Below are 22,712 nucleotides of genomic sequence, written 5' to 3'. Positions count from 1 at the left end.
CCGATTTTTTTTATGCTTTTCGAGTCGCAATTTGTCATGTAGAATAACAAATAGAAACTACTAAGGGGGGAAGCTGATTAAGCGTCCGCATGTCAAACAACATGAAAAATATTGAATTTGAAATACCAGCCTATTCAGACTGGCAAGATGCAGCAATCAAAGCTTTAAAAGGGAAACCATTTGAGTCACTATTCACAAAAACAAATGAAGGTGTTACACTACAGCCGCTTTACACGCAAGAAAGTTTAGTAGCTAAGCTTGGAGAAGAGCTTGATTTACAAGTTGCCACAATCCGTTCCCTACAAAATGATCAAGTATTTCAGGTGGCACAACAAATTCACGCTGATTCAAGCGAAGCTTTTTTTGCACAGCTTGAGGATAGTCTAGCTCGAGGCAATGAAGTTATTACAATTGATAGCCGAGTGAGCTTTGCTTGGACAGAAGAAGTATTGGTCAAATTAGCATCATATTTCTCAGAATATTCGTTTAAAATTACTATTGAAAATTCAAAAGACCCATTATTAGCAGTATTCGACAACATTCCAGTAGATCAACAAGAAGCCATTAAAGGTTACATGATTTCAAAAGACCCTATCACTTTGACTGCATTTCCGAACGTGCGCTCAGTCAGTGCAGACACAACGGTTTATCATAATGAAGGTGCTAACGCTGTACAAGAATTAGCCTATGCACTTGCATTAGCAGCCAAATTTGCAGAACAAGAAGAAAGCTTTGAAGCGTTCTCGAAGAAATTCTTTGTATCATTTGCCATTGATACACAATTCTTTACGGAGATTGCAAAGCTACGTGCTTTTAAAGTACTTTGGAAAGCGTTCTCATCCGCTTATGGCGTAACAGATCATATCAAAATCCCTACTGTTGCTGAAACATCATTAAGAAGCTTTTCTAAATTAGATGTGTATGTAAATTTATTACGCTCTTCAAATGAAGCGCTTTCTGGTTTAATCGGTGGTGCTGATCTCTTTACGGTTCATCCACATGACGTGTTAACAAAACCTACGGATCAATCCATTCGTATCGCTCGTAATGTATCATTAATTTTAAGAGAAGAAACAAATGTCTTAAAAGTAAAAGATCCAGCAGGGGGCTCTTACTTTATCGAGTCGTTAACAGCAGATTTTGTGAAAGAAGCATGGGCACTATTTTTAGACATCCAGGCAGCTGGCGGTATCGATGAATATACAGCCTCTGGCAAGCTTGCAGAAGAAGTGGAAGCATCCTATCAAAAACGCATCAAAGCTGCCCAAACACGTAAGCAATCATTAATTGGAACGAATATTTATGCTAATCCAGCTGATATTCTTGAACAGGATACAAATCCATTATTTGCTGATATTAAGCGTATCGCTGCTCCATTTGAGGACTTACGTGCAGACATGACAGCAGCAGATGTAAAAACAGGTATTTTAGCATTAGGATCATTAAAAAGCTCTAAACCACGCGCAGATTTTGTAGCGGGCTTCTTAAACACAGTGGGTCTTGTACCAGAAAAAAGTGAGCCAGTGACAACTGTAGAAGAGGCAGTAGCTTGGCTGAAGGCGACAGAGGCTAAGTATGTAGTGATTGCAGGCAATGATGATGATACAAAAGCATTTGTATCAGCCATTTTAGCTGAAAAACCAGCGAATGTGCTTGTAGATGTAGCGGGCAAATTTAAAGACGAAGAAGAAGCATGGTTAGCAAATGGCTTAAACGGCTTTATTTTCGCAGGACAAAACATCATTGAAAAATTACAGTCCGTGTTTGCGAGCATGAAGGAGGTCCAACGATGAGCAAGCCAAATTTTAATGCAATAGAAATAGAAAAGGTTTTAACAGCTGAAGCACCTCAAGCGTCTGAAGATAAGTTCATGACAAATGAGGGGATTGAAATTAAAGATATTTACACAAAAGAAGATATTAAAGAGGCTAAACATCTAAATGATGTGGCAGGGATTGCACCCAACACACGTGGACCATACCCTACTATGTATGTAGCACGTCCATGGACGGTTCGGCAATACGCTGGTTTCTCAACTGCTGAAGAATCCAATGCCTTTTACAAACGAAATTTGGCCATGGGACAAAAAGGTCTTTCTGTCGCGTTTGATTTAGCAACACACCGAGGCTATGACTCTGATCATCCACGTGTAACAGGGGACGTAGGAAAAGCTGGGGTTGCGATTGACTCAGTTGAGGATATGAAAATCCTTTTCGATCAAATCCCGTTAGACCAAATGTCAGTTTCAATGACAATGAATGGTGCCGTATTACCCGTCCTTGCATTCTATATTGTAGCAGCAGAAGAACAAGGGGTAACGCCAGATCAATTAGCAGGTACTATTCAAAATGATATTTTAAAAGAATACATGGTGCGTAATACATATATTTACCCACCAGCTATGTCAATGAAAATCATTGCAGATATTTTTGAATATACAGCGAAGTATATGCCAAAATTTAACTCTATTTCAATTTCTGGTTACCATATTCAAGAAGCAGGCGCAACAAATGACATTGAGCTTGCCTATACATTAGCAGATGGCTTGGAGTATGTTCGAACAGGATTAAAAGCAGGTATTGATATTGATGCATTTGCACCTCGCTTATCGTTCTTCTGGGCAATTGGTATGAACTATTACATGGAAGTTGCTAAAATGCGTGCAGCACGTCGTATTTGGGCACAAATGATGTCTACGTTTAACCCGAAAAATCCAAAGACATTAGCATTACGTACGCACTCCCAAACATCTGGCTGGTCATTAACTGAGCAAGATCCATTTAACAATGTTGCACGTACTTTAATCGAAGCAAATGCCTCTTCGATGGGACATACGCAATCCCTTCATACAAATGCATTAGATGAAGCGATTGCACTTCCAACAGATTTCTCAGCACGTATCGCGCGTAATACACAGTTATTTTTACAAGAGGAAACAGCGATGACAAAAGTCATTGATCCTTGGGGTGGTTCGTACTACGTAGAGAAATTAACAGAAGAAATTACAAAATCTGCTTGGGTGTTAATCGAAGAGATAGAAGCGCTTGGTGGTATGGCTAAAGCGATTGAAACGGGACTTCCAAAAATGAAGGTTGAGGAAGCAGCAGCAAAACGTCAAGCTAAAATTGATTCTAAAACAGAAACGATTGTTGGCGTGAATAAGTATCGCTTAGCAAAAGAAGAGCCAATTGATATTTTAGATATCGATAATACCATTGTTCGTCAAAAACAAATTGAACGTTTAGAAGCGATGAAGGCAGCTCGTGATGAAGCGGAAGTTCAAAAACATTTAGCTCGCTTAACGAAGGCGGCTCAAGATGGAGAAGAAAACCTGCTAGCGGTAGCAGTGGATGCAGCGCGCGCTCGTGCTTCTTTAGGTGAAATATCTGATGCAATTGAAGCAGTTTCTGGTCGTCATAAAGCGGTCATTCGTTCGATCTCTGGTGTTTACTCTGCAAACTTCTCTGATGAGGAGCAAATTGCGGAAGTGAAACAAATGACAGAAGAATTCCTTGAAAATGAAGGTCGTCGTCCGCGTATTTTAGTTGCTAAAATGGGACAAGATGGACATGACCGTGGTGCAAAGGTTGTCGCAACTGGTTATGCAGATTTAGGCTTTGACGTAGATATTTCTCCATTATTTATGACGCCTGCTGAGGCTGCTCAAATGGCTGTTGAAAATGATGTTCATGTTATTGGTGTGTCTTCACTAGCAGCAGGACATAAAACATTAGTGCCTGAATTGATAGCTGAGCTTGAAAAACTAGGTCGTGAAGATATTATCATTATTGTGGGTGGTGTTATACCAGCACAAGATTATGATTTCCTTTATAATGCCGGTGCAGTAGCCATTTTCGGACCAGGTACAGTGATTCCTGTATCCGCACAAAAAATTATTGAAGAAATCTACAAACGTTTAGGCTATGAGGAAGTGTCTGAATAATGGACAAAAATAAAGGAATGGAAGAAAGTGCGCTATTTGTCATGGACGGAGTAGAGGCGACTCACGACGGGATGCAATATGGTACACCCAAAAAGTTCCGAAAGAAAAAGGCAGACACTCTAAATGTAGGAGAGCTTGCACAACAAGTACGTGCGGGCTCTCGCACACATTTATCAAAAGCCATTACCCTCATTGAAAGTTCAAACGCTACCCATAAAGTACAGGCACAAGAACTATTGCAGGAGCTTCTTCCACATACAGGCAATAGTATCCGAATTGGCATAACAGGTGTGCCTGGGGCAGGAAAAAGCTCATTCATAGAGGCTTTCGGTACTATGCTTTGTGATATGGGGAAACGAGTTGCTGTTCTTGCCATTGATCCAAGTTCTTCTCTATCGGGAGGAAGTATACTTGGCGATAAAACGCGTATGGAAGAGCTCGTTAAGAAGCCTAGTGCATTTGTGCGTCCATCGCCATCGGCAGGTACCCTAGGGGGTGTTCACAAAAAGACACGAGAAACCATGTTAGTTTGTGAGGCAGCAGGCTATGATGTGATTTTAATTGAAACAGTTGGTGTTGGACAAAGTGAAACCTATGTCCGTGGCATGGTTGACTTCTTCCTGCTTCTAGTTTTAACAGGAGCGGGGGATGAATTGCAGGGCATGAAAAAAGGCATTATGGAATTAGCAGATGCAATTGTCGTGCATAAGGCGGATGGTGATAATGTACGTCTAGCTAAAAAAACGGTTGCAGAGTACAAACAAATTTTGCACTTTTTACAGCCTGCTACACCTGGTTGGATGTCAACTGCCATGCCTGTTAGTTCACTAGAAAATCGAGGACTTGATAAGGTTTGGGAAACAATTGGGGAATTCAAGCAAATAGTAGAAGCAAATCACTATTGGGCTACCCGACGCCAGCAACAAACAAAAGAGTGGTTCCAATCGATGATTACCGATCATTTAATAGATCTCTTTTATGGAAACCCGCAACGTAAAGCACAAGTACAACAGCTTGAACGTCAAATTTTAAGTGGACAGTTGACAGTTACACAAGGTGTGGATCGTTTATTTAGCGAGGAGCAGGAAGACAAGTAAACGAGTCTTATTGAAATCGTAGTAATTTCAACTGAAATGTGTTGAGCAAGTAGGTGCACAAATTGCTTGCAAACTGCTATGATAAGAGATGGATAAGCGTCAAAAATCTACTATCTGAAATATAACTAAATTGGCGCGAACTTGAAAGGAGCTATCGCTATATGAATATGGATTACGATTTATTTATGCAGGAAATTTTAAAAACAGCACGTGCTGAAATTGAGGCAGCTGGTTATGAACAATTAACAACACCAGAAGCTGTAGAAGAGGCGTTTGCTCGTCCAGGTACAACATTAGTAATGGTGAACTCAGTGTGTGGTTGTGCGGGTGGTATCGCTCGTCCAGCAGCAGCACAATGCGTTCATTATGATAAACGTCCAGACCATTTAGTAACAGTGTTTGCAGGGCAAGATAAAGAAGCAACTGCAGCAGCGCGTTACCATTTTGGAGAAGATCATCTACCTTCATCACCATCATTCGTTTTATTAAAAGACGGACAAGTTGTCGCAGAAGTGGGACGCTATGAAATTGAAGGGCATGACCCAATGTCAGTTGTGACAAATTTACAAGCAAACTTTGAAGAATATTGTGACGAACTTTAAGTCTATTCTTGCATAAGAAAAATCATTTTCAATCAAGTAGAAAAGCCTCATAGATCATGCTATCTATGTAGGCTTCCTACTGATCCTCATGTATAGGTAGTTTCATTATTATTAAAATTTTTGTAATATTGGCTAAATAATTAGCTGAATGAGTGAAGAGTACTAAAGGATGGGAGGCAGTCGGCCTGAAGAAGTTTTCAATCGGCTATCGAACTTTAAAAACAGCAATTGGTGCGGCCATCGCTATTGCCATTGCACAGTATTTTGATTTAGCCTCATATGCATCTGCTGGTATTCTAACGATATTATGTGTGCAGCCAACAAAAAAGAAATCCATTTATGCAGCCTATACACGATTAGTTGCAAGTATTGTAGCAATGCTTTTTGCCTTTGTAAGCTTTGAGTTATTTGCTTACCATCCACTTACACTAGCAGGCATGCTTATACTCTTTATTCCTACCATTGTATCTTTAAAGGTTGCGGATGGATTTATCTCCAGTGTCGTGATTATTATGCATATTTACGCTGCTGAAGGTTACTCATTAACACTTGTTTATAATGAATTAGCGTTGATGGCTATCGGTTATGGAACAGGGATTGCCATTAATATGTATATGCCAGACATTCAAAAGGAATTAAATTACTACAGAGTCAAAATAGAGGAGCTATATAGTAAGATTTTTTTAGAAATTGCCAGCTATTTAAGGCAAGGAGATACGTTGTGGAACGGCCAAGAAATTATCGATGCAATCAAAGCACTAGAAGAGGCAAAATCATTAGCGTTTAAAGATGTTCAAAACCATTTTACAAGACGTAAAAATGATTACTATGTATATTTCGATATGCGAGAGCAGCAGCTAGAAATTATCGAAAGAGTGCTACCCAAAGTGACGACATTACCTGTTATAGTACAAGAGGCTGAAATTGTGGCAGATTTTTTACAAGACCTAGGTGAGCATGTTCATTCGGGGAATACGGCTAGTCAGTATCGCGAAAAGCTCGAACATGTTAAGCGTGATTTTTCTCAGCTTCCTTTACCACAAAGCCACGAGCAATTTATCGCTCAGGCAGCCCTCTATCAGTTTATAGAGGAAATGGACAGGTATTTAGAAATAAAGCAGTCATTTAAAGGGTTAAAGGCTAAAAAAGAGCGCCCACAGTAGTGTGGACGCCTCGTGCTTTGCCTTAAATTATCATAGATAATCCGAATGCTAGAGATGAGATTAGCATAATTGCGATCATACTATAAATAACGACTTTTTGAAATTTTTTATTACTCATATGCTCGTTCGCTCCTTCTTTTCTTATAAATAGTTTAGCAAATCTGAAAAATTTCTCAAGTAGTAGAGTTTTGACAAAAAAGTCTGTAAAATAGAGTATGTACCATAACAGAAGGAGATGTCACCATGGAGAAAGTAGACCATATTGGGATTGCAGTGCGCGATCTTGATGAACGCATTACATATTATACAGAAACTTTGGGCTTAAAGTTGATGAAAGTGGAAGAAGTAGAATCTCAACAGGTTCGTGTGGCATTTATCGATGCAGGGAACGTGAAAATCGAGCTATTAGAACCAATGAGTGATAAAAGTGCCATCCATGGTTTTATTGAAAAACGTGGAGAAGGAATTCATCATGTTGCGTTTGGTGTGACGGGAATTCGTGAACGAATGGCAGAGCTTCGTGAAAAAGGTGTACGTCTCTTATCCGAAGAGCCAGGGCCAGGTGCTGGAGGGGCAGAGGTTGCGTTTATGCATCCTAAATCCTCATTTGGGGTGTTATATGAATTATGTGATAAAAGTGGAAAAGGGGATAAGTGATTAGTATGGATATGTTCGACAAAATCAATGACTTGTATGACCGTAAAACGGTAATTGAACTTGGTGGAGGCTATGATCGCATCGATAAGCAGCATGAGAAGGGGAAACTTACTGCTCGTGAGCGTATAGACTTGTTGCTAGACGAAGGTACATTTTTCGAAATCAACCCATTTATTACACACCGTACAGTAGACTTCGGCATGGAAAAAATGGAGGGACCTGGTGATGGTGTCGTAACTGGATTCGGTAAAATTAACGGACGTCCAGTATACTTATTCTCTCAAGATTTCACAGTGTTTGGTGGGGCGCTTGGAGAAATGCATGCGAAAAAAATGGCAACAGTGATGGATCTAGCTGCTAAAAATGGTACACCATTTATCGGCATCAATGACTCAGGCGGTGCACGTATTCAAGAGGGTGTTCTTTCATTAGATGGCTATGGTCATATCTTCTACCGAAATGCCATTTATTCTGGTGTGATTCCACAAATCTCTGTGATTATGGGACCTTGTGCTGGTGGAGCTGTTTATTCTCCAGCTATTACTGACTTTATTCTAATGGTGGATAAGACATCTCAAATGTTCATTACAGGACCTAAAGTAATCGAAACGGTAACAGGAGAGAAAATTTCTGCTGAAGATTTAGGTGGTTCGAAAGTAAATAATGCGGTCAGTGGGAATGCTCATTTCCGTGCTCCTTCTGAAGAGGCAGCGATTGATGAAATTAAAAAACTATTAAGCTACTTACCACAAAACAATAAAGAAAAGGCACCTCGTCAAGCTAGACCTGAAGGGGATGACTACCGTCCAGAAATCGTAGATACAGTACCAATCGAAACAACACGTCCATATGATGTACGTAAAGTTGTTGAGCAAGTAGTGGATGAAGGTTCGTTCATGGAAGTACATGCAGAGTTTGCTAAAAATGTAGTTGTCGGTTTTGCACGTATTGCTGGCGAATCAGTTGGACTTGTTTGTAACCAACCAAAAGTTCTTGCTGGTGGCTTAGATATCGATTCTTCTGATAAAGCTGCTCGTTTCATTCGTACTTGTGATGCATACAATATCCCAATCATCACATTTGAAGACGTTTCTGGCTTCTTCCCAGGTGTTAAACAAGAACATGGTGGTATTATTCGTCATGGTGCGAAAATTCTTTATGCTTATTCAGAAGCGACTGTTCCAAAAATTACAGTGATTTTACGAAAAGCTTATGGAGGCGCTTACGTTGCGTTAAACTCTAAATCAATTGGTGCTGACCTTGTATTTGCATGGCCAAATGCTGAAATTGCTGTTATGGGTGCTGCTGGCGCAGCTAACATCATTTTTGCCCGTGAAATTGCAAAATCAGATGACCCAGAAGCAACTCGTGCAGCAAAAATCGAAGAATATAAAGAGAAGTTTGCTAACCCATATGTTGCAGCATCTCGCGGTATGGTAGACGACGTAATCGATCCACGAGATACACGTATCAAGCTGATTCAAGGACTTGATATGCTGTCAAACAAACATGAAACACGTCCAGAGAAAAAGCACGGTAATATTCCTCTATAATAGTCATACAAGCCTAGCAGCTCAAAAGTTGCTAGGTTTTTCATTGCCAAAAAGTGAAACATTTTTGTTTGTCATCCGTACTGATAGATATGAGGAGTTGAGATGAATGGAATGGAAGCAATTACAAACAGAGCAAGAAAAGATTCATGCACAACTTAGAAAAGCATCTAGATTAAACGAACAAAATCAGTTAATTGATGGGCAAATTAAACATACACAACAGGAAATAGACACTCATACAGCAGCACTCCACCAAATTCGATCCAAACTTGATAAATTGGATGGTTTCTCGTTTATGAATATGATTCGTACATGGACAGGGCAACAAGATGAACTGAGGGCAGAAAAAATTGATAAGGCGGCAGTACTTGAATTAAAGCTGAATGAAGCAAAGAAAATGCAAAATGATTTAGCAGAGGACAACGTGCAAGTGATGAATCAGCTTGCCCAGATTGATGAAAATGCGCTACAGCAATCACTTCAACAGGTCTACCTTAAAAAGAAGAAGTATTTACAGATTCATGATGCTGCCCAAGCAGAAAGGCTAGAGCATTTAGCACATGAGGAAATGCTAACAAAGCAGCTCATTAGAGAAATTAAAGAGGCGGAGGAAGCGGGAGAAGTAGCTCTTACAAGGCTAGGGCAAGCAGCAGCTTCATTACATTCGGCCAATGGATATTCCACATGGGATACATTTTTTGGCGGTGGGCTGATTGCTACGCACTTAAAGCATGATGCACTCGATCAGTCTGAAAACTATTTACATAGTGCTCAAATTGCGTTACAACGGTTTCATAATGAATTATTAGATGTTCATGAAATGTCTACGAAATCGATGCATATTGAAACAGATGGGTTTGTTAAGTTTGCTGATTACTTTTTTGATGATATTTTTTCAGCATGGTCTGTTCATTCTAAAATCTCGACAGCAAGGGAACAGGTCTCGCGTGTTCAAGATGATGTACATAATACGATTTGGCGCTTACAGGATAAACATAATAAAGCTGTCAACTACCTACAATCATTAGAAAAAGAAAAAGAGCTTATTTTCAATGACTAGGGAAAGTCTGAGATTTTTCTCAGACTTTTTATTTTGGTAGTATTGTTCAATGATTTCAACTCTTCTGACGTTGTGCTAAAATGATACATATACTATAACGTGGAAATACACGTAAACTAAGGGAGTTTTACAACATGACAAGTCGTTTAGTAGAAGAGTTTTTTGAGTTCGTACAAATTGATTCGGAAACAAAACATGAACAACTAATAGCACCAATTCTTGTAGATAAGTTAACTGCACTTGGATTTTCAGTGATTCAAGACGATGCACATACGCGTAATGGACATGGGGCAGGTAATATTATTGCCACATTAAAAGGCACATTGGATGTAGAGCCAATCTATTTCACTTCTCATATGGATACTGTCGTTCCAGGAAAAGGCATCAAACCGTCTTTACGTGAAGATGGCTATATCGTATCAGATGGTACAACGATTTTAGGTGCCGATGATAAAGCAGGACTAGCTGCTCTATTTGAGATGGTCAAACGTTTGAAAGAGCAAAATATTGCACATGGCGATATTGAATTTATTATTACGGCTGGTGAAGAAAGTGGCCTTGTTGGCGCTAAAGAGTTAGATCCAGCTAACATTAAAGCAAAATATGGATTTGCGGTTGATAGCGATGGCAAAGTTGGTGGTATCGTGACAGCAGCACCATTCCAAGCGAAAATTTTCACAAAGATTATTGGAAAAACGGCACATGCAGGGGTTGCTCCTGAAAAGGGCATTTCTGCCATAACAGTCGCATCAAAATGCATTGCTCAAATGAAACTAGGTCGTTTAGATGAAGAAACAACAGCGAATATTGGGCGTTTTGAAGGTGGACAAGCGACGAATATTGTTTGTGACGAAGTGACAATCCTTGCAGAAGCACGCTCTATAGACAAAGCTAAATTGGATGCGCAAACAAAGCATATGCAAGATACGTTTGAACAAGTAGCTGCTTCTTTAGGCGCACGTGCAGAGGTAGAAGTGAAGCTAATGTATCCAGGCTTCCGTGTAACGGAATCGGATAAAGTAGTTCAGGTAGCTATGGCTGCTGCACGCAATATTGATCGTACACCGACACTAGGCATTTCTGGTGGAGGCTCAGATGCAAACGTCATCGCAGGCTTTGGTATTCCTACAGTTAATTTATCTGTTGGATACGAGGATATCCATACAACAAATGAAAAAATACCAGTAGAAGAACTTGAAAAATTAGCAGATTTACTAGTAGAAATCGTCAAAGAATCGGCGAAAAACTAACAGTCGAATAAGGATGTGACCCTATGGAAAGTGTCAAAGCAGTCGTTTTTGCTTGTGGGACAGAGGAGTATGCTGTGCCTGTGGAGCAAGCGATTTCAATTGAAAAATTAGAGCAAGTAACACCTATTCCTCATTTACCTAACTATCTTCTAGGCTTTACAAGAATTCGCGGAGAGCTTGTACCTGTTCTTGATTTTGAACGCATACTGTACAATCGTTCATCGAATACAGCAACTGCTCGTATCATTGTGTTGAATACAGATGTTGTTAATTATGGATTACTTGTTACAGAAGCACGTGAAATTCTTGATTTCGATGAATCAGTACTTCAGCAATTGGGTCTAGTCAATTATAGTAAAACACGCTATTTTACTGCGGTAGCTAATCTTGAAAATCGAATGATAACATATGTTGATCCAAAAATACTGGTTAATTCATTAGAGGGCATTAGGGAAATTATCGATTATTTACACAAAATGCTTGAAAATGAAAAGAAAAACGTAGAGGCTTAAGTACTCTACGTTTTTTATGTTTGAATAGTAAATTTAACCTGTATTTTGTCGTTTTTACCTGATCATACATGTGACAATTATGCATTATACCTACAGACAAACAATTGCTAACCGCGTATGATAATGATTAAGAAAAAACTGAAAAAGGCAAACTTCACCGAAAGGGAGGGACGCAAAGCCATGAGTCTAAACACTATAATTTCAGTGCAAGATTGTCAGGTTGCCAGGTTCTGTTCTAGGAGCCGTGGCGAGTAGAATGGAGTTAGTTCGTATGAAGAGACAATTAAAAGTATGGACCGCACTAATCGTCATCATGATTAGTTCATTAGCTTTATCAAGTGGAAAGGTTGATGCAATGTCTATACAGGAAAAGGCTACTTGGCTGTGGGATACATCCCTCATCATTGATGACCAAGAAAAAATATTATTATTTTTAGAACATAACGATGTCAATAAAGTTTATCTGCAAATCGATCAAGGCATAGCGAGCAATGACTATAAGCATTTTATTAGTAACGCTTCTCACAGAGGTATTCGCATTTATGCATTGGATGGTGCTGCAAGCTGGGTTTCAGCTGAGGGTAGTCGAAGCCAGGACGAATTGTTTAATTGGTTACATACATATAATGAGAATTCAACTGAATCTGAGCAATTTTCTGGGGTTCATCTTGATGTAGAACCTTATTTAAATAGTGGATGGAGCTTACATCAAGCACAAACGATAGAATCCTATCAAACACTAATAATGAAAGCAAGTGAGAAAGCAAGTCAGTTACAACTTACTTTAGAAGTAGATATGCCATTTTGGTTTGATGAAGTTCAGTATAATAACCAATTTGGAAAAGGGTTATTAGCTGATTGGGTCATTGACCACGTGGATAGTGTGACGATCATGGCCTATCGTGATGCTGCAAAAGATATTATCTCTATTGTAGAACATGAAATCGCTTATGCTTCCACTGTGAATAAATCAATTGTAATTGGTGTAGAAACAGGCGCTTCAGAGGAAGGGGAAAATATTACTTTTTATGATAATGGAGAAGCCTTTATGAATGAACAGCTTATACTTGTTCAGCAACATTTTTCAAATAACGATGCTTTTCATGGAGTAGCCATTCATTATGTGGAGAATTGGATGACCATGCGTCCATAAAAAAAGTCCTTCCAGTGTTAAACTGGAAGGGCTTTTCTATTGGTATTAGGACAGTCGACCACTGTAGTCCTCGAATTTAAATTCACGAATGACTTTAATACCTTCTTCATCATTATAAGAAACGATAGATGGTAAGTTGACACCGTTAAACATATGGTTTTTCACCATTGAATAATGAGCCATATCTGTGAATACAAGACGATCACCTGGTTTTAATGGCTGTTCAAACGAATAATCGCCAATCACATCACCAGCTAGACATGTTAGTCCGCCTAAGCGATATGTGTGTGCTAATTCATTTGCTTGTCCAGAACCAATAATCATTGGACGGTAAGGCATTTCAAGTACATCAGGCATGTGACATGTTGCTGATGTATCTAAAATAGCAAGATCCATTCCATTTTCTTGAATATCTAGCACCGTTGCTACTAAATAGCCTGTATTAAGGGCTACTGCTTCACCTGGCTCAAGATAAACAAGCAGGTTATACTTTTCTTGAATATAATTAATGATGTTCACAAGTTTTTCTACATCATAATCATCACGTGTAATATGGTGACCGCCACCGAAGTTTAACCATTTCATTTGGTGTAAAACATCACCAAATTTTTCCTCAACTACTTCAATAATACGCTCTAGTGTATCAGAATTTTGTTCACACATCGCATGGAAGTGTAAGCCATCGATACCATCAAGCTGTGATTTATCAAAGTTAGCCAATGTTGTACCAAGGCGAGAGTTTGTGTAACAAGGATCATAAAGAGCTGTTTCAATTTCAGAGTATTCAGGATTCACACGAATACCACATTCAATTGTTTTACCAGCAGATTTAACTTTATCCTTGAACTGAGCCCATTGGTTAAATGAGTTAAATACGATGTGATCCACATAGCCTAGAAGCTCGTCCATTTCATGCTCAATATAAGCAGGTGCATAAACGTGAACTTCTTTGCCCATTTTTTCATAGCCAAGACGTGCCTCATGCAGTGAGCTAGATGTAATGCCCGCTAAATATTCCCCTACTAGTGGGAATGTTGAATGCATAGAGAAGCCTTTAAGGGCTAATAAAATGCGGCAGCCTGTTCGATCTTGAATTGATTTTAAAAGCTCAAGATTCTTTGTTAATAATCGCTCATCCACTACATAAGAAGGGGATGGAACTTTTGAAAAATCAATTGGTTTCATCGGCTTAATTCCTTTGCATCTAAATCAAGGTCTAATAATTCTGGGTTATGGCTTTCTTGCCATGGTAGACCCCATTTATTTAGTGCATCCATGAATGGATCTGGATTGAAATCTTCCACATTCCATACACCTGGTTTACGCCATTCACCGTTCATCACAAGCATTGCACCGATCATAGCTGGTACGCCAGTTGTGTAAGAAATCGCTTGTGAACCAACCTCGTTGTAGCACTCTTCGTGGTCACATACGTTGTACACATAGTACGTTTTTTCTTTGCCATCTTTCAGACCGCGAATGATACAACCGATGTTTGTTTTACCTTTTGTACGTGGTCCAAGTGAAGCTGGATCTGGTAATACCGCTTTAAGGAAGTGGATTGGTTGAATCATTTGCCCTTCGAATTCGATTGGCTCAATTGATGTCATACCTACGTTTTCTAACACTTTTAAGTGTGTTAAGTATTTTTCAGAGAACGTCATCCAGAAGCGGATTTGTTTTAAACCTTTGATATTTTTTGCAAGGGATTCAAGCTCTTCATGGTATAGAAGGTAAATATCTTTTGGTCCGATTTCAGGTAGGTTATACACTTCTTTTTTCTCAAGTGGTGCAGTTTCAATCCACTCGCCTTCTTTCCAGTAACGACCATTCGCTGTAATTTCACGAATGTTAATTTCTGGGTTGAAGTTTGTTGCGAAATGATATCCATGATCTCCCGCATTGGCATCCACGATATCGATATAGTGGATTTCATCAAATTCATGTTTTTGTGCATGAGCTGTGAAAACGCCTGTTACACCTGGGTCAAAACCGCTTCCAAGTAATGCAGTTAAGCCAGCTTTTTCAAACTTCTCTTTATAAGCCCATTGCCATTTATATTCAAATTTTGCCGTTTCAGGTGGCTCGTAGTTTGCAGTATCCACATAGTGCACACCTGTCGCTAAGCAAGCATCCATAATCGTTAAGTCCTGATAAGGTAGAGCCACGTTAATCACTACATCTGGTCCGAAAGCTTTAATAAGCTCAATAACCTCTTCTGTATTGTCTGCGTCTACCTGTGCAGTATGAATTTTTGTTTTTCCGCCGTCTAGTTTTTCTTTTAGAGCGTCACATTTTGAAACAGTTCTACTTGCGATACAAATTTCCTCAAATACGTCCGAATTTTGAACACACTTGTGTACCACAACACTGGCAACTCCGCCAGCTCCGATAATCAATGCTTTACCCAATTGTCTACCCCCAAGTTCATATAAAGTATTGTCAAACAAGCTGATTATACAGAAAATTGATATACTACTCAATCATTGTTTTAAAATTTTCTACAAAAAATTTTATTTTTCTACAACAATTAGACGTATACGGAGGGGAATGCCTCGGAAAAGAAGGGAATCATGAATAAATCTACAACGCCATTTTAGTAAAAATAGCTGTTGTATAGACTTAAATAATTGGTGAAGTTTCATCACAATTCATCCAAGATACTACGACATCAAGTAAATATTTTTCTAAATGAATGTTTTGACATAGTATCTCTTCCGATTGACGATTTGATACCATCTACTAAATCATTTCTACTAACTTTACATAAAAAAATCCCTCTACATATAGAAAGGGAAGGAACCACATTAAACGTGCTACAGGTATCTGTGTACTGGAAAATGATGCATATTATTTCAGAAAACGATTGGATACTTGTTGTTTTTCTTCCCCCCATATATAGAAGAAAATCACAAGCAAAGTACTAAAAAAAACCATCACAAGAGCATACGTACTGAGGGCTACTCCCACTTGACTTTGCATGGCATAAATAAAAATGGCCCCTATTGTTAACAAGTTGCCTGTAACAATCGATACTAGATGAAAGCGTTTATTCATAGCAAGCCCTCCTATTAGATGAATTGGTAATGCTCAGGATTTAAGATAATTAACTTCAATTATCGCACAATTCAGAACTTTTTCCAATGTTTTTATCTTACTAGAATAATTAAAGATGCTTTTTTAATACATCTTTTTGTAGTATGATGAAACACAAAAGGAATATTCATAGATTATTACAAGAAAGGGGAGAGGATGGATCGTGAAATTACGCAATTCATTAACTTTTCAACTTGGGACGATTATCGCTGGTATTTTAGTGGTGATGCTAGGGATTACTTCGTTCGCTACATACATAACTGCTTACAATAAACTTTATGATGCTGCTGGTGTTGAGGCCTATGGCTGTGCCAATATTACGACAGGTTTGATCAATCCGCAACAATTGGACAAGGCCATTCAAGGCGACAAGGCTGTACAGGAAAGCATTGGGAACGATTTGAACTGGACAACAGATCATAAAGATATTTTCCAAACACAATATATTTTATCGTTGGATGGCACATTATTAGCGCTTGATGATCATTTGGCTGAAAAAGGTTATGCCCCTGGTGATCAATTTTATTTAGATAAAGAAGCTATTGATATGTTGCTTACACATAAGCATCCAACATATTCACAGCCTTATACCTATGCAGGGATGGACCGTTTATCTGGCTATGCCCCTATTTTTAAAGACCATGATTCCAGTAAAGAAATTATTGCCATTAGTGTCATCGACTTTGATGCTAATATCGTGAAGGAGCGAACATGGGATGTTGTACGAAATGGGATTTTAATTAGTATTTTCCCTATGCTAATTGCTTCCATCATTACAGGCTTTTTAATTCGTCGTAAAGTAAGACCGATTAGTGTGCTGATTCAGCAGGCGAAAGAAATAGCCAATGGTAATTTAGCTGTACCTGAAACAAAAATTAACAGTAAAGATGAAGTAGCGGATTTAGCGAATACATTAAATCGAATGACAGCTAATTTACAAAATATGATTATGACGATGCGTTCCACTTCTAACACTTTAACGAATAACGCAGATGAAACCGCTTCCACCTTGAACGATATGAGCAATACCATTCAAGGTGTCGCCAATAATATCGAAGAGGTAACAAGTGCCGTGACGGCAGGGATGCACCATGCTGAAAATGCGACAGATGTTCTTACTTCTTTAGCGCAGGACCTTCAAATGATTCAAAGCAATACCAATAACAGTGCTGATAATGCTAGACAAACGATGGAATTAGCAAAAGAGGGTGAGCGACTAGCAAAAGATATAAGCAATGATATGGCATTAATCCACAGCGGATCGGGTGAGGTACAACAAACAGTAGAAAACTTAGTTACATCTGCAACCAAAATTCAAACGATTACAACGTCTATTGCAAACATCGCATCACAAACAAATTTGCTAGCACTGAATGCTTCCATTGAAGCGGCTAGAGCAGGGGAGCATGGCAAAGGCTTTGCTATTGTTGCTGAGGAAGTACGGAAGCTTGCTGAGCAATCTAATCAAGAGGTATTGCAAGTTGAACAGCTTATTCAGGATATAATGAAGCATGTGCAGCAGGTCATGTCATCTACGAATGATAATACGCAATATATTGAAAAAGGAACAGAGACAGTACGTCTAACAGCACAATCTTTAGGAAATATTTCTACAGCAGTGGCTGCAACAGTAGAAGAAATGATTACCATTTCTAATGCTATGACCGCTGAAAACGAAAAATCTACACGTATTGTGCAAATGATTCAACAATTAACAGAATCTATTCGTGATATAGAAGAAACGATGAATATGATTACTGTCGCAGCACAGCAAACAACTGCAAGCATTGATGAGGTGGCACATGGCTCTAATGAAACAAATCACATGGCACACACACTCGAACAGCATGTAAAGGCGTTTAAATTAAAAGAATAATAGAAAGATTAGGACATGTTGGCTTTTGCTAATACTACTTAAATGGTAAACTAGCAATAAGATTTTTCTTTTGCGAAGGTGAGGATTTTAATGGTGGTAAAACAAATGAACGAGCAAGTTCAACAAGTCAATGACTTATTTTTGGGTGGTCAAGTAAAGGAAAGTTATCAACTAGCTAAAGAAATATTGGGCAATGATACAGCGATCGCAGAAGAGGCCTATCAAGTCATTCAGCAGCATGTGGCAATGCTAGAGGCAAATGGGTATGCAAATATGCCTCAGCCTACTGATGACAAAGTAAAGCAAAGTGTGGAACGTACAGATGGTTCGTATCCAGAACGAGATGTTCTCGCAGCTTATATAGGTAGTCAGGATGATGAGCAATTTGGTAAAGTGGTCGATGAATTATTAGCAGGACCTATAGAAGCGCAGGCGAACGCCTATTATACAATGGCAGAATATTATGTCCTTGCAAAAGAACAGGATAAGGCATCAGTACAGTATGCGGAGGCAATCAAATTGCAGCCTAATAAGGCATTGTATTGGGGAGCATTTGCACAGTTTTTAAATCGTCACGAAGGTAGCCCTTATTTGGCATTAAGACTGATTGAAGAAGCAATACTCCTAGATGGAATGAATCCTCGTTGGCACTATATTCAAGGTAATATATTTTTCCAGCTAGTAGCAGCGACAAAAAATTTAAGCTATTTACCTGCCTTGGAAGAAGCATGGGAGAAAGCTAAAAAACGTTGTACAGCTAAGCAGGTCACATTGAAATTGGATTTGGAGAAGTCAAAAGATTTGTTAGCGCAATGGAAAAAGCAAATGCTCTAACAGGTATCTATTAATAATTATTTCCTTTCAAGTATAATTATGCTATAGTGAAACCATAAACGGACGTATGAAGCTTATCGATGACATGAAAGAAGTGTTTTTTTGAGTTTATATGTAGCGTATGTATTGGTAGGACTTGCCATTGCCATGCCTGTAGGAGCTATTACAGTAGAAATGACAAAGCAAGGACTCAAAAATGGTTTTATGCACGGCTGGGCAGTTGGACTTGGTGGCATGACCATTGATATTGTATTGGTTTTTGCTTTGTATATGGGACTAGCTTCCATCTTGGCTATGCCTTTAATTCAACTACCTATGTGGATTATTGGAGCGGGCTTTTTATTCTTGTTAGGCTATGATTCTATCAAGAACGCTGACCATGATATTACATTGGCAGGAGAAAAAGTAACCAAATCGTTTTTTGCCTCTTATTTTAACGGCTTACTAGTGGCCATTTCGCCTGGTAATCTTGTTTTTTGGGTCAACGTATTTGGTGTGGTGCTAGCAAAATCTTATGGACAAGGGGAGTCAACGAGCTTTTTAATTATTGCTGCTGGTGTTTTAAGTGGAATTTTACTCCACGATATCGGTTTGCTGACCATTGTCTCGGTTACTCGTAAAGCTATGAATCGGAAGATGATTAGGACATTTACCATTGTCGCAGGATTCTTATTGATTGGTTTTGCTTGTTATTTTATCTATGAATTTATACAAGGAATTAAGATTTATATATGAAAAGTGCGATCCCTAAAGATCGCACTTTTTTTATTGCGCAATAGCCTCAGTATGCTCTTTTAAACAAGCTAAAATTTCTTCTGCTACTTCATGCGCTAATGCTAGTTCTGAAGTAAAGCCCACACAAGAACAATTCATCTCACCTAAAATATAGCAATCTTCTCCGACTTCATTGGTATCTAGCATAAAGTCGGCTGTCCAGATTAGCGGTAAATCATAATTGCCTAGTAGGTTTGTTACTTGAGGGAGCTGCTTTAAAAAGTTTTGTACCAGCTCTTGCCAGTCTTCAGGTTTGTCATAGCGATATTGAGCGCCAGAGAATAGAGTTGCACTAAAGGCATCCTCGGTAGCAGCTGGTTTTTTATGTACGACGTGTACAGGATGATCGCGCAACATGAATAAGCGGATTTCGCCTTCTGTAATCCTTGGAAGAAAGCGCATATCGATTAACATACCATTCGTCCCTGTAATATACTGCTCACAAAATGTCATAAAGTCGCTAAGCTGCCAATATTCTACATGATTATCTTTTGCTTCAGTACATTTGATTTGTGCATCAAGTGGCACTTCAGTGATACCCTCTGCTAGCGGTTCCACCAATTTTACACGCCAAATACCTTCTCCAGTTGAACCACGATTTTGCTTCAAAACACGCTCTGTTAAGGCTAAGGAAGTAGGGAATTGTTTTTTGAATGCTTCGATTGTGTAGTAGGCAAATGTATCATCAGGTACTAAATTTGTTGTCGTCAGTTTTGATAATACGTCTTTTGAACCATAGCTAATCATGGCGTCTGGATGTGGCATCCCTATAACGCCAGCTTGGCATAGCTCTCGTAGCATAGCAAAGTACTCTTCCTCATGCTGTAAGTTGCCTGGGTTAATGCGAGATACATAGGCAATACCATGTTCCTTAACATAGTGAAAGATTTCCTGCTTTTTTGTGATATCAAAGAAGAGTACCTCTGCATCCTGTCTACGTTGCTGTAGCGCTTCCACCATTGGCATTGTATCTGGGCGATAGCCATCTGGGCCTTTATCTGTGCCGCCTTCCACCTCGAAAAAAATAACTTTTTTATCCATAAAATACCTCCTTATATCTGTTGTTATGTTCAGTATAGTAGACAAATAAGGAGAAAAGATAGATAAAATATGTAAATTTTATGTATAAATTCATATATTACTATCTCGGTAATAGGAGGTATTGACTATTAAAATTCATAACTCTCTTAATTTTCTGTTTTCAAGCTTGCTTTTTCTGAAATACTGTAAGGTATAAAATCATAAGAAGAATTAGCAATGTACCAATAAACTGATAGCCACCAAAAGCAATCTTTAACCACCAAACACTTGTGATGACAGCCATTAATGGTTCAAGACTACCTAGTAGGCTTGACTCCTTTGGTGAAAGATAGTGCAAGCTAGCAATATAAAACCAAAAAGCGAGCATTGTCCCAAAAATAACAATAAAGAGAAAATAGGCAATGGTTGAAAACGTCCAATCAGATAGATCGATAGCCCATGGTGGGTGAGCTATACTCATTACTATACCACCGATGATCATCGACCAGCCGACAACTAGTAATGAATGGAATTGCCGTAAAAGTGGGACGGCATAAATGGTATAAAATGCAACAGAAAGACCAGATAAGATACCCCATAACACAGCCATTAAAGGAACGGACAATGTTGAAAAAGAACCGTTTGTTAATAATAAAAAGGTCCCCACAAGTGTAAGTGACACAGCTATACCATCCTGCTTTGTCAATGGACTTTGCCTCGTTAGAAAGTAATAAGCCATGATAAACAGTGGTGCTAAATATTGCAATAATGTGGCTACAGCTGAATTACCAATAGCGATTGACATCATATAGGTGTATTGGACAGCAAGCATGCCGAGTAGGCTAAATAAAATTTGTCTAAAAGCATTTTGCTTTGTGCGCCATATGACGAAAATGGATTCATGCCGATGGGTCATTTTATATATAGCTATTAGTAACAGACCTGCTAAAAGTAAACGACTAGAAACAAGCCAGCCGACCTCTAAATTGTCCTGCTGAAATAGTCGTTGGGCAACGGTCCCTCCGATTCCCCAGAAACTTGCTCCAAGAATAACTAGTAGAAAGCCCAGTGTACGTTTATTTTGGATAATTTGATTCATCTGTTTACATCTCCTAAACTATCAATATAAGATGATTATAAAGTGACTAAGTGGAAATAAATATCGATTTAATCCAATAAAATATCAATATATTGAGGTGTTAGAGATGCCGTTAACACATATTAAAATTGCCAAGGATTTACAAGAATTAACCTTGCATGGAACAAAAGAATTTCCAGTAGCCTTGTATGAAACGATTATGCGATTAGAAAGCATGGATTTTCTACCTCTCCATTGGCATAAAGAAATACAATTTGTTTTTATAAAAAAGGGATGTGCTCAGTATCGAGTGGGGACCGACGTTTTTGTTTTGAACCAAGGCGAGGGGCTCTTTATTAATGCCTCTGGATTACATGAAGCAAAGCCTTATCAAATAGAGCAAGCGATCGTTTATTGTGTAAATGTAGATCCAAAGTTAATGGGGGGGCATGAGGGCAGTATCTTTTTCTCAAAATATGTAGAACCGTATATTACAAGAAATCGAATACCTTATGTCAAACTAACAGGAGAGTTAGCACAGAAAGTAGCAACGATTGCGGAATTAATGCGAGAGCAAACCGCTTTTTTTGAGTTAAAGGTACGGAGAGAGCTTCTATTTATTTGGGAATCCATGCTAACCCAATCCTTATTGACAGAACAAATAATGGATTCTGCCACTATTGTGCAGCATGAACGAGCAAAAGCTATGCTAGATTTTTTACATGCACATTATCAGCAGAAAATAGCATTAGAAGATTTAGCTAGCCATGTGTATATAAGTCGCGCTGAATGTAGTCGTTTTTTTAAGAAAATAGTGGGCATGACACCGTTTACCTATTTATGCCAATATCGACTGCGCAAAAGCATAGAATTATTGAAGGGTAATGAGCTATCGATAACAGAAATAGCTGTTAATACAGGCTTTAGTACCGTCAGTTATTATATTGAAAAGTTTAAAGAATACACTGGCTATCCGCCACATGTTTATCGTAAGAAGTTTTTAGGTGTGAAAAATAATTGAACGTGAATGGAAATAGGACCATC

The 22,712-nt window shown here is 38.8% G+C and carries 21 protein-coding genes and 1 riboswitch; of the genes, 15 read left to right on the top strand and 6 right to left on the bottom strand.

What is annotated here, in order from left to right; all coding sequences use genetic code 11:
• The first annotated feature begins 89 nt into the window (after positions 1-89).
• From C7B89_RS06905 to C7B89_RS06885, 5 genes are all read left to right on the top strand, one after another.
• Positions 90-1,793, top strand: a complete 1,704-nt coding sequence (locus C7B89_RS06905; protein ID WP_115673379.1) for a methylmalonyl-CoA mutase family protein — start codon at positions 90-92, stop codon at positions 1,791-1,793.
• Positions 1,790-3,943 (top strand): methylmalonyl-CoA mutase, encoded by a 2,154-nt coding sequence (gene scpA / locus C7B89_RS06900; protein WP_048392308.1) that lies wholly within the window; start codon positions 1,790-1,792, stop codon positions 3,941-3,943. The genes C7B89_RS06905 and scpA overlap by 4 nt, the downstream gene beginning before the upstream one ends.
• Positions 3,943-5,040, top strand: a complete 1,098-nt coding sequence (gene meaB, locus C7B89_RS06895) for a methylmalonyl Co-A mutase-associated GTPase MeaB (protein ID WP_048392309.1) — start codon at positions 3,943-3,945, stop codon at positions 5,038-5,040. The genes scpA and meaB overlap by 1 nt, the downstream gene beginning before the upstream one ends.
• A 161-nt stretch (positions 5,041-5,201) precedes the next feature.
• Positions 5,202-5,642 carry a BrxA/BrxB family bacilliredoxin gene (locus C7B89_RS06890; protein ID WP_004231203.1) on the top strand — a complete coding sequence of 147 codons (441 nt, stop codon included), beginning with the start codon at positions 5,202-5,204 and terminating at the stop codon, positions 5,640-5,642.
• A 152-nt stretch (positions 5,643-5,794) separates the two neighbouring features.
• Positions 5,795-6,805, top strand: coding sequence for an aromatic acid exporter family protein (locus tag C7B89_RS06885; protein ID WP_081010952.1), 1,011 nt, complete (start codon positions 5,795-5,797; stop codon positions 6,803-6,805).
• A 22-nt stretch (positions 6,806-6,827) separates the two neighbouring features.
• Here the strand turns inward: C7B89_RS06885 and prli42 are convergent, their stop codons facing one another.
• A complete protein-coding gene (gene prli42, locus C7B89_RS23410; RefSeq protein WP_009370219.1) occupies positions 6,828-6,923 on the bottom strand; it encodes a stressosome-associated protein Prli42 in 96 nt (31 codons plus the stop codon).
• A gap of 125 nt (positions 6,924-7,048) precedes the next feature.
• Here prli42 and mce point away from each other — a divergent pair, with 125 nt between their 5' ends.
• From mce to C7B89_RS06855, 6 genes are all read left to right on the top strand, one after another.
• Entirely contained in the window at positions 7,049-7,462 is a 414-nt protein-coding gene (mce, locus tag C7B89_RS06880) for a methylmalonyl-CoA epimerase (RefSeq protein ID WP_004231207.1), read from the top strand.
• A 5-nt stretch (positions 7,463-7,467) separates the two neighbouring features.
• Positions 7,468-9,015 (top strand): acyl-CoA carboxylase subunit beta, encoded by a 1,548-nt coding sequence (locus C7B89_RS06875; protein ID WP_009370220.1) that lies wholly within the window; start codon positions 7,468-7,470, stop codon positions 9,013-9,015.
• A 106-nt stretch (positions 9,016-9,121) separates the two neighbouring features.
• Positions 9,122-10,075, top strand: coding sequence for a hypothetical protein (locus C7B89_RS06870; RefSeq protein ID WP_054549173.1), 954 nt, complete (start codon positions 9,122-9,124; stop codon positions 10,073-10,075).
• A 134-nt stretch (positions 10,076-10,209) separates the two neighbouring features.
• Positions 10,210-11,325, top strand: coding sequence for a M20/M25/M40 family metallo-hydrolase (locus C7B89_RS06865; RefSeq protein WP_054549174.1), 1,116 nt, complete (start codon positions 10,210-10,212; stop codon positions 11,323-11,325).
• Between the two features lie 23 nt (positions 11,326-11,348).
• Positions 11,349-11,837, top strand: a complete 489-nt coding sequence (locus C7B89_RS06860) for a chemotaxis protein CheW (RefSeq protein WP_054549175.1) — start codon at positions 11,349-11,351, stop codon at positions 11,835-11,837.
• A gap of 136 nt (positions 11,838-11,973) precedes the next feature.
• Positions 11,974-12,065: riboswitch (cyclic di-GMP riboswitch) on the top strand.
• Positions 12,066-12,108: 43 nt separating this feature from the next.
• On the top strand, positions 12,109-12,990 hold the full coding sequence (locus tag C7B89_RS06855) for an amidase (RefSeq protein ID WP_244205586.1): 882 nt from the start codon (positions 12,109-12,111) through the stop codon (positions 12,988-12,990).
• A gap of 45 nt (positions 12,991-13,035) precedes the next feature.
• Here C7B89_RS06855 and nspC read toward each other — a convergent pair whose 3' ends face one another.
• From nspC to C7B89_RS06840, 3 genes are all read right to left on the bottom strand, one after another.
• Positions 13,036-14,175 carry a carboxynorspermidine decarboxylase gene (gene nspC, locus C7B89_RS06850; protein WP_004231219.1) on the bottom strand — a complete coding sequence of 380 codons (1,140 nt, stop codon included), beginning with the start codon at positions 14,173-14,175 and terminating at the stop codon, positions 13,036-13,038.
• Complete coding sequence (locus C7B89_RS06845) at positions 14,172-15,401, bottom strand: saccharopine dehydrogenase family protein (protein ID WP_048392314.1); 1,230 nt, start codon at positions 15,399-15,401, stop codon at positions 14,172-14,174. Before C7B89_RS06845 ends, nspC begins: the two co-directional genes overlap by 4 nt.
• Before the next feature lie 439 nt (positions 15,402-15,840).
• Positions 15,841-16,047: a hypothetical protein gene (locus C7B89_RS06840; RefSeq protein WP_115673377.1), complete on the bottom strand. Its 207-nt coding sequence runs from the start codon at positions 16,045-16,047 to the stop codon at positions 15,841-15,843.
• A gap of 202 nt (positions 16,048-16,249) precedes the next feature.
• Here C7B89_RS06840 and C7B89_RS06835 point away from each other — a divergent pair, with 202 nt between their 5' ends.
• The 3 genes from C7B89_RS06835 to C7B89_RS06825 all read left to right on the top strand — a co-directional run bounded on the left by C7B89_RS06835 (position 16,250) and on the right by C7B89_RS06825 (position 19,531).
• Entirely contained in the window at positions 16,250-17,962 is a 1,713-nt protein-coding gene (locus C7B89_RS06835) for a methyl-accepting chemotaxis protein (RefSeq protein ID WP_115673376.1), read from the top strand.
• Positions 17,963-18,067: 105 nt separating this feature from the next.
• Positions 18,068-18,796 carry a tetratricopeptide repeat protein gene (locus C7B89_RS06830; protein ID WP_244205585.1) on the top strand — a complete coding sequence of 243 codons (729 nt, stop codon included), beginning with the start codon at positions 18,068-18,070 and terminating at the stop codon, positions 18,794-18,796.
• 102 nt (positions 18,797-18,898) lie between these two features.
• On the top strand, positions 18,899-19,531 hold the full coding sequence (locus C7B89_RS06825) for a LysE family translocator (RefSeq protein WP_048392317.1): 633 nt from the start codon (positions 18,899-18,901) through the stop codon (positions 19,529-19,531).
• Positions 19,532-19,561: 30 nt separating this feature from the next.
• On the opposite strand, the gene C7B89_RS06820 is transcribed toward C7B89_RS06825, so the two are convergent.
• Together C7B89_RS06820 and C7B89_RS06815 are read right to left on the bottom strand one after the other, a co-directional pair.
• Complete coding sequence (locus tag C7B89_RS06820; RefSeq protein WP_115673374.1) at positions 19,562-20,611, bottom strand: Cj0069 family protein; 1,050 nt, start codon at positions 20,609-20,611, stop codon at positions 19,562-19,564.
• Positions 20,612-20,771: 160 nt separating this feature from the next.
• Complete coding sequence (locus tag C7B89_RS06815; RefSeq protein ID WP_048392319.1) at positions 20,772-21,689, bottom strand: DMT family transporter; 918 nt, start codon at positions 21,687-21,689, stop codon at positions 20,772-20,774.
• A gap of 106 nt (positions 21,690-21,795) precedes the next feature.
• On the opposite strand from C7B89_RS06815, the gene C7B89_RS06810 reads away from it, so the two are divergent.
• Positions 21,796-22,689 (top strand): AraC family transcriptional regulator, encoded by an 894-nt coding sequence (locus C7B89_RS06810; RefSeq protein WP_115673373.1) that lies wholly within the window; start codon positions 21,796-21,798, stop codon positions 22,687-22,689.
• Positions 22,690-22,712 lie beyond the last annotated feature (23 nt).

The sequence above is a fragment of the Lysinibacillus capsici genome (assembly GCF_003367505.1).
GTDB lineage: Bacteria > Bacillota > Bacilli > Bacillales_A > Planococcaceae > Lysinibacillus > Lysinibacillus capsici.
Note: the sequence above shows the minus strand (reverse complement) of the source record. Positions and strands in the feature narration are given on the sequence as shown.

Excerpts from the sequence above, each read along its gene's own strand:
- C7B89_RS06905 (WP_115673379.1), top strand. The coding sequence starts at position 90 with ATGTCAAACAACATGAAAAATATTGAATTTGAAATACCAGCCTATTCA.
- scpA (WP_048392308.1), top strand. The coding sequence starts at position 1,790 with ATGAGCAAGCCAAATTTTAATGCAATAGAAATAGAAAAGGTTTTAACA.
- meaB (WP_048392309.1), top strand. The coding sequence starts at position 3,943 with ATGGACAAAAATAAAGGAATGGAAGAAAGTGCGCTATTTGTCATGGAC.
- C7B89_RS06890 (WP_004231203.1), top strand. The coding sequence starts at position 5,202 with ATGAATATGGATTACGATTTATTTATGCAGGAAATTTTAAAAACAGCA.
- prli42 (WP_009370219.1), bottom strand. The coding sequence starts at position 6,923 with ATGAGTAATAAAAAATTTCAAAAAGTCGTTATTTATAGTATGATCGCA.
- mce (WP_004231207.1), top strand. The coding sequence starts at position 7,049 with ATGGAGAAAGTAGACCATATTGGGATTGCAGTGCGCGATCTTGATGAA.
- C7B89_RS06875 (WP_009370220.1), top strand. The coding sequence starts at position 7,468 with ATGGATATGTTCGACAAAATCAATGACTTGTATGACCGTAAAACGGTA.
- C7B89_RS06870 (WP_054549173.1), top strand. The coding sequence starts at position 9,122 with ATGGAATGGAAGCAATTACAAACAGAGCAAGAAAAGATTCATGCACAA.
- C7B89_RS06865 (WP_054549174.1), top strand. The coding sequence starts at position 10,210 with ATGACAAGTCGTTTAGTAGAAGAGTTTTTTGAGTTCGTACAAATTGAT.
- C7B89_RS06860 (WP_054549175.1), top strand. The coding sequence starts at position 11,349 with ATGGAAAGTGTCAAAGCAGTCGTTTTTGCTTGTGGGACAGAGGAGTAT.
- C7B89_RS06855 (WP_244205586.1), top strand. The coding sequence starts at position 12,109 with ATGAAGAGACAATTAAAAGTATGGACCGCACTAATCGTCATCATGATT.
- nspC (WP_004231219.1), bottom strand. The coding sequence starts at position 14,175 with ATGAAACCAATTGATTTTTCAAAAGTTCCATCCCCTTCTTATGTAGTG.
- C7B89_RS06840 (WP_115673377.1), bottom strand. The coding sequence starts at position 16,047 with ATGAATAAACGCTTTCATCTAGTATCGATTGTTACAGGCAACTTGTTA.
- C7B89_RS06830 (WP_244205585.1), top strand. The coding sequence starts at position 18,068 with ATGAACGAGCAAGTTCAACAAGTCAATGACTTATTTTTGGGTGGTCAA.
- C7B89_RS06820 (WP_115673374.1), bottom strand. The coding sequence starts at position 20,611 with ATGGATAAAAAAGTTATTTTTTTCGAGGTGGAAGGCGGCACAGATAAA.
- C7B89_RS06815 (WP_048392319.1), bottom strand. The coding sequence starts at position 21,689 with ATGAATCAAATTATCCAAAATAAACGTACACTGGGCTTTCTACTAGTT.
- C7B89_RS06810 (WP_115673373.1), top strand. The coding sequence starts at position 21,796 with ATGCCGTTAACACATATTAAAATTGCCAAGGATTTACAAGAATTAACC.